Source organism: Ruegeria sp. BG9, assembly GCF_056538305.1.
Map to the genome: position 1 here is coordinate 376,946 of NZ_JBQFSY010000004.1, position 6,830 is coordinate 383,775.

At 57.5% G+C, this 6,830-nt stretch carries 7 protein-coding genes; 6 read left to right on the plus strand and 1 reads right to left on the minus strand.

All coding sequences use genetic code 11. The annotated features are described in order from the left end of the window. The first annotated feature begins 88 nt into the window (after positions 1–88). Entirely contained in the window at positions 89–1,162 is a 1,074-nt protein-coding gene (locus ACR0I8_RS09555) for a pyridoxal-phosphate dependent enzyme (protein WP_170690586.1), read from the plus strand. A gap of 128 nt (positions 1,163–1,290) precedes the next feature. Further along, positions 1,291–2,160: a DMT family transporter gene (locus tag ACR0I8_RS09560; protein WP_170690585.1), complete on the plus strand. Its 870-nt coding sequence runs from the start codon at positions 1,291–1,293 to the stop codon at positions 2,158–2,160. On the opposite strand, the gene ACR0I8_RS09565 is transcribed toward ACR0I8_RS09560, so the two are convergent. Further along, complete coding sequence (locus ACR0I8_RS09565) at positions 2,145–2,960, minus strand: putative rhamnosyl transferase (RefSeq protein WP_170690583.1); 816 nt, start codon at positions 2,958–2,960, stop codon at positions 2,145–2,147. The genes ACR0I8_RS09560 and ACR0I8_RS09565 overlap by 16 nt on opposite strands. 398 nt (positions 2,961–3,358) lie before the next feature. On the opposite strand from ACR0I8_RS09565, the gene rpsL reads away from it, so the two are divergent. The 4 genes from rpsL to ACR0I8_RS09585 all read left to right on the plus strand — a co-directional run. Beyond that, a complete protein-coding gene (gene rpsL, locus ACR0I8_RS09570; protein WP_005621086.1) occupies positions 3,359–3,730 on the plus strand; it encodes a 30S ribosomal protein S12 in 372 nt (123 codons plus the stop codon). Between the two features lie 15 nt (positions 3,731–3,745). Next, on the plus strand, positions 3,746–4,216 hold the full coding sequence (gene rpsG, locus ACR0I8_RS09575; protein ID WP_039529242.1) for a 30S ribosomal protein S7: 471 nt from the start codon (positions 3,746–3,748) through the stop codon (positions 4,214–4,216). Between the two features lie 18 nt (positions 4,217–4,234). After that, positions 4,235–6,352 carry an elongation factor G gene (gene fusA / locus ACR0I8_RS09580; RefSeq protein ID WP_170375372.1) on the plus strand — a complete coding sequence of 706 codons (2,118 nt, stop codon included), beginning with the start codon at positions 4,235–4,237 and terminating at the stop codon, positions 6,350–6,352. Positions 6,353–6,412: 60 nt separating this feature from the next. Continuing rightward, the coding region (locus ACR0I8_RS09585; RefSeq protein ID WP_480703070.1) for a GTP-binding protein at positions 6,413–6,830 on the plus strand (418 nt) is incomplete at its 3' end.

Below are 6,830 nucleotides of genomic sequence, written 5' to 3' on the forward strand. Positions count from 1 at the left end.
GCGCCCCCCGAAGCGCTCTTTCGCAAAGAAAATTATCAATGTGACCCGGTTTGTGGCATGGTTGCGCAAAGCAGAGGAGGGGGCCGCCATGACAACTCGGCAAACGCAAGGGCGCAAGCGCCTGTATGACAGCATTCTGGACACTGTCGGAGACACGCCCTGCGTGCGGATCAACAGAATCGCGCCCTCAAACGTAACAGTCTATGTGAAGTTCGAAGCGTTTAACCCGGCCAGTTCCGTCAAGGACCGACTGGCGCTGAACATCATCGAAGCGGCCGAGCGAGACGGTCGGCTGAAACCAGGTCAGACGGTGGTTGAGGCGACCTCGGGCAATACCGGGATTGGGCTGGCGATGGTCTGTGCGGCCAAGGGCTATCCTCTGGTTGTGACCATGGCCGACAGTTTTTCGGTCGAGCGGCGCAAGCTGATGCGGTTCCTGGGGGCCAAGGTTGTCCTGACTCCGCGCGCCCAGAAAGGGTTCGGCATGTATACCAAAGCCAAGGAGCTGGCCGAGCAGAATGGCTGGTTCCTCGCCAGTCAGTTTGAAACCGCGGCAAATGCCGACATTCATGAAAACACCACCGCGCGGGAGATTCTGGCGGATTTCGACGGGCAGAAGCTCGACTATTGGGTGACGGGTTATGGCACTGGCGGAACCGTCTCGGGCGTGGCGCGGGTTCTGAGGAAAGAACGCCCGGACACGAAGATTATCCTGACGGAACCTGCGAATGCGGCGATTGTCTCGTCGGGCTATGTGAACACCCGCAACGACACGCACCAGCCGACAGAAAGCCATCCGAACTTCGAGCCGCATCCGATCCAGGGCTGGACGCCTGATTTCATTCCCTGGGTCTTGCAGGAGGCCATAGATAACGGCTTCTATGATGAGTTGATCCCCGTGCCCGGCGTAGACGGTATTGCCTGGTCGCGCCGTCTGGCTGCGGAAGAGGGGATTTTCACCGGCGTATCGGGCGGGTCCACATTTGCGGTGGCGATGAAACTGGCTGAAACCGCGCCGGACGGATCGGTGATGCTAGTGATGCTCCCAGATACCGGCGAACGGTATCTTTCGACCCCGTTGTTTGAAGGGGTGGAAGAAGAGATGACGGATGAGGAGATCGCGATCTCTAAATCGACGCCATCAGCCCAGATGACGGACTGAAGCGACTGGAAAACAACCGGTTACAGTTGCTCTTCGTGAAAAAATTTTAGGATCGAGACGCGCGAATTGACTTTGCGTGAGATTGAAGCGTGAATACCGCCATTGTTTGAAGGCCGAGTATTGTTTGAATGAGTCCAAATGTTAAAGGCGCACTGCTGATGATGGCCAGCATGGCCGCGTTTACAGTGAATGACACGCTGGTCAAAATCGCGCTGCGAGAATTGCCCTTGTTTCAGTTGGTTGCGATCCGGGGGGCTTTGGCGACTCTGCTTGTTTACGGGTTGGCGCGCCATCTTGGGGCGTTGCATCTGAATTTTTCGCGGCATGACAAATGGTTGGTCTCAATTCGCTGTGTTGCCGAACTATCTGCGACGTTTTTCTTTCTGACTGCGCTCAAGAACATGCCGTTGGCGAATGTGACTGCGGTTCTTCAGGTGTTGCCGCTGACCGTGACCTTGGGGGCAGTTCTGTTCTTCTCGGAACATATCGGCTGGCGTCGCATCATGGCGATTGTTGTCGGGTTCATGGGCATGCTGCTGATCGTTCGGCCCGGCCCGGACGGGTTCAGCGTCTACGCGATCTATGCGTTGCTGGCCGTGGTCTCGGTGACGATCCGAGACTTGATCACCCGGCGCATGTCACCGCAGGTTCCATCACTGGTGGTGACCCTTGCCACTTCGCTGTCGATCTCGGTCGCGGCGGGTTTGGTGTCGACGTTTGAGGGCTGGGTCAACCTGTCCGGCGGCAATGCTGTTCTGGTGGCCTCGGCGGCTGTATTTGTCCTTATCGGATATCTATGCAGCGTGATGGTGATGCGAGAAGGCGAGGTCGGTTTTATCGCCCCTTTCCGATACTCCAGCCTGATTTGGGCCTTGGGGCTAGGCTGGGTTGTGTTTGGCGAATGGCCCGATGCGGTGACTTTGCTCGGCGCCGGGCTGGTTGTCGCCGCCGGTTTGTTTACCCTGTTCCGCGAAAGGACAACTCAGGGCGCGCCGTGAACCTGCCGGACGATGGTTTGATCAATGGCAAAACGGGCGATGAACTCTCCCTCAAGCTCGGGGGTGAGGGCCGAGAGTTCGCGGTCATAGTTGCGCGCCCCGCGTGAATCGTTGAACCCGTTGAGTGAACGCACCCACATCGGTGCATCGGTATAGCTGACGACGGGCATGAAGCGGCCCATGCGATGATGGGTAAAGCTGATGATCGTCTGTTTGCAGCCGCCTGCGATATGCATTCCAAGACCCACGCCCAAAAGCGGTTTATGCGTCGGTTTCGCTGTGATCCCATCGGCGTTGAGACGGGCAAAGAAGCCCTGATTGAAATCAATGCCGACAAAGGTGTTGCGCTCCATCAGGCCCTTGCTGTCGCGGGCGGATTCGCGCAGACGTTCAACGAAATCCACGGATACCGCGTCGTCATCGTCGTGGCGGAATTGGATGCAAGGCTGAGCCGGGTCTTTGCGGGCCGCGTTCAGGATATCTTTCATGATATGGCGATGCGATTTGTCGGCCCTAGGCGATTCCTGAACGATCCGGACCTGTTTCACATCTGCTGTCAGGTCGTGCAGCCGGTCATAGGCATCTTTCGGCAGGCAGTCTCCGATCACCACCAGCAGCTCGAAATCCTCGTCGGTGTGTTCGCGAAAACAGGGCAGGGTCGAGGATTCGAATAGCCGGAACCTCTCTTCCAGACGGGTGGGGCTGTAGAGGTGACGACGCCGATCATCCAGGGTTTCATGTTCGGTCTGAAAGCTGCCAAGGGCCGGAAAGGAAAAGCGGCAAAGGCCGATAACCTGCATTTGTCATCCATCGCAAATCTGTTCTGCGCGCACTATGCCGGGCGATGCCTGCACCCGCAACGCCAGAAGAGGCTGGCCCATGCTCGCAATCGTTGATATCACAGCGCAATCCGGCCAGTTTGGCGCACTGGGGTAAGTGCTGTTGACACTTGGGCCGACTCCCCCTATTACGCGCGTCATCTCGGTACCGGGGGCCGCCCCAAAACCGATTTCAGTAATGAACTGGTCAAGACCCGGACAATTTTGCAGTTCGCGTCCTCTGATAACCAACCGCGACGTTCACCTCGGAATGGGAACGCTCGCGGGTTTTGCGCTTGTGGACGCATAAGTGCAGCAAATTTAACCGCACGCAATGCGCGTGCATGTCATGTGTGTTGCAAAACGGGGAAGAAACCGGAATGCCAACTATTCAACAGCTGATCCGCAAGCCGCGGCAGCCCAAAGTAAAACGCTCGAAGTCCATGCACCTGGAGCAGTGCCCGCAGAAACGCGGCGTCTGCACACGTGTATATACCACCACACCGAAGAAGCCGAACTCGGCTATGCGTAAGGTTGCCAAGGTGCGCCTGACCAACGGGTTCGAGGTCATCTCGTACATCCCCGGTGAAAGCCACAACCTGCAGGAACACTCCGTTGTTCTGATCCGTGGCGGCCGTGTAAAAGACCTTCCCGGTGTGCGTTACCACATCCTGCGCGGTGTTCTGGATACTCAGGGCGTCAAAGACCGTAAGCAGCGTCGTTCGAAATACGGCGCGAAGCGTCCCAAGTAAGAAGGAGAGGCTGATATGTCACGTCGTCACGCCGCCGAAAAACGCGAAGTCCTGCCCGACGCCAAATTTGGCGACAAGGTACTGACCAAATTCATGAACAACCTGATGATCGACGGCAAGAAGTCGGTTGCAGAGCGCATCGTTTACAACGCGTTTGACCGCGTTGAGAACAAAATCAAGCGCGCACCTGTCGAAGTATTCCACGAAGCACTCGACAACATCAAACCGTCGGTCGAGGTTCGCTCGCGCCGCGTTGGTGGTGCAACCTATCAGGTTCCGGTCGAAGTGCGCCCCGAGCGCCGCGAAGCACTGGCCATCCGTTGGCTGATCACTGCTGCGCGTGGCCGCAACGAAAACACCATGGAAGAACGCCTCGCCGGCGAACTGCTGGACGCTGTACAGTCCCGCGGTACCGCCGTGAAGAAGCGCGAAGACACCCACAAGATGGCCGAGGCGAACAAAGCCTTCAGCCACTACCGTTGGTAATTCAGAGGCTTATCAAAAATGGCACGCGAATATCCGCTCGAACTATACCGTAACTTCGGTATCATGGCGCACATTGACGCAGGTAAGACCACCTGCTCGGAGCGTATCCTGTATTACACTGGTAAATCCCACAACATCGGTGAGGTGCACGATGGTGCAGCCACCATGGACTGGATGGAGCAGGAGCAGGAACGCGGCATCACCATCACTTCGGCTGCGACCACCACTTTCTGGGAGCGCACCGAGGACGGTCAGACCGCCGATACCCCCAAGCACCGCCTGAACATCATCGACACCCCCGGCCACGTTGACTTCACCATCGAGGTTGAGCGTTCGTTGGCGGTTCTCGACGGTGCCGTCTGCGTTCTGGACGCAAACGCAGGTGTTGAGCCCCAGACCGAAACCGTGTGGCGTCAGGCTGACCGCTACAAAGTTCCGCGTATGGTTTTCGTCAACAAAATGGACAAGATCGGCGCAGACTTCTTCAACTGCGTTCGCATGATCGAAGACCGCACCGGCGCACGCGCTGTTCCGGTTGGTATTCCGATCGGCGCCGAGTCCGAGCTGGAAGGTCTGATCGACCTGGTCACCATGGAAGAGTGGTTGTGGCAGGGTGAAGATCTGGGCGCAAGCTGGATCAAAGCTCCGATCCGCGACAGCCTGAAAGACATGGCTGACGAATGGCGCGGCAAGATGATCGAAGCGGCCGTCGAAATGGACGACGACGCGATGATGGAATACCTGGAAGGCAATGAGCCCGACGTTCCGACCCTGCGCGCCCTGCTGCGCAAAGGTACGCTGGACATCGCGTTCGTTCCGGTTCTGGGTGGTTCGGCGTTCAAGAACAAAGGCGTTCAGCCGCTGCTCAACGCTGTGATCGATTATCTGCCCAGCCCGCTGGACGTTGTCGATTACATGGGCTTCAAACCCGGCGACGAGGAAGAAGTTCGTGACATCGCACGTCGTGCAGACGACGAAATGGCCTTCTCGGGTCTGGCGTTCAAAATCATGAACGACCCCTTTGTTGGCTCGCTGACCTTCACCCGGATCTACTCGGGCACCATGAACAAGGGTGACTCGATCCTGAACTCGACCAAAGGTAAGAAAGAGCGCATCGGTCGTATGATGATGATGCACTCGAACAACCGGGAAGAGATCGAAGAAGCGTTTGCAGGCGACATCATCGCGCTGGCGGGTCTGAAAGACACCACCACCGGTGACACCCTGTGTGACGCGAAGGATCCGGTGGTTCTTGAAACCATGACCTTCCCCGATCCGGTGATCGAGATCGCGGTTGAGCCCAAAACCAAGGGCGACCAAGAGAAGATGTCCCAGGGTCTGGCCCGTCTGGCCGCCGAAGACCCGTCCTTCCGTGTGGAAACCGACCTGGAATCGGGTCAGACCATCATGAAGGGCATGGGTGAACTTCACCTGGACATCCTGGTTGACCGTCTGAAGCGTGAGTTCAAGGTTGAAGCGAACATCGGTGCTCCTCAGGTGGCCTATCGCGAAACCATCTCGATGCCGGTCGAGCACACCTACACCCACAAGAAACAGTCGGGTGGTTCGGGTCAGTTCGGTGAGGTTAAACTCGAGATCACTCCGACCGAGCCGGGCGAAGGTTATTCGTTCGAAAGCCGCATCGTTGGTGGTGCCGTTCCGAAGGAATACATCCCGGGTGTCGAAAAAGGCATCCAGTCGGTTATGGACAGCGGCCCTCTGGCTGGCTTCCCCGTGATCGACTTCAAGGTTGCCCTGCTGGACGGTAAGTTCCACGACGTTGACTCGAGCGTTCTGGCGTTCGAAATCGCGGCCCGTATGTGTATGCGTGAAGGCATGCGCAAAGCTGGCGCGAAACTGCTGGAACCGATCATGAAGGTCGAAGTGATCACCCCGGAAGAATACACCGGCGGTATCATCGGCGACCTGACCTCGCGTCGTGGCCAGGTGTCTGGTCAGGAACCGCGCGGCAACGCGATCGCAATCGACGCGTTCGTTCCGCTGGCGAACATGTTTGGCTACATCAACACTCTGCGTTCGATGTCGTCGGGCCGTGCCCAGTTCACCATGCAGTTCGACCACTACGATCCGGTTCCGCAGAACATCTCGGACGAGATCCAAGCGAAATACGCATAACCAAAGATTTGAGGGAGCGTGGGTATCACGCTCCCTTCATTACCGAAAAAGGAGGCCATCATGGCAAAGGAAAAGTTTGAGCGTACAAAACCGCACGTCAACATCGGCACGATTGGGCACGTTGACCATGGTAAGACGACGCTGACCGCAGCGATCACCAAGTATTTTGGTGACTTCAAAGCGTATGACCAAATTGACGGTGCGCCGGAAGAGAAAGCGCGCGGCATCACCATCTCGACCGCCCACGTGGAATACGAGACCGAGAACCGCCACTACGCGCACGTTGACTGCCCCGGTCACGCCGACTACGTCAAGAACATGATCACCGGTGCTGCTCAGATGGACGGCGCGATCCTGGTTGTGAACGCTGCTGACGGCCCGATGCCCCAGACCCGCGAGCACATCCTGCTGGGCCGCCAGGTTGGCATCCCGAAGATGGTCGTGTTCCTGAACAAAGTTGACCAGGTTGACGACGAAG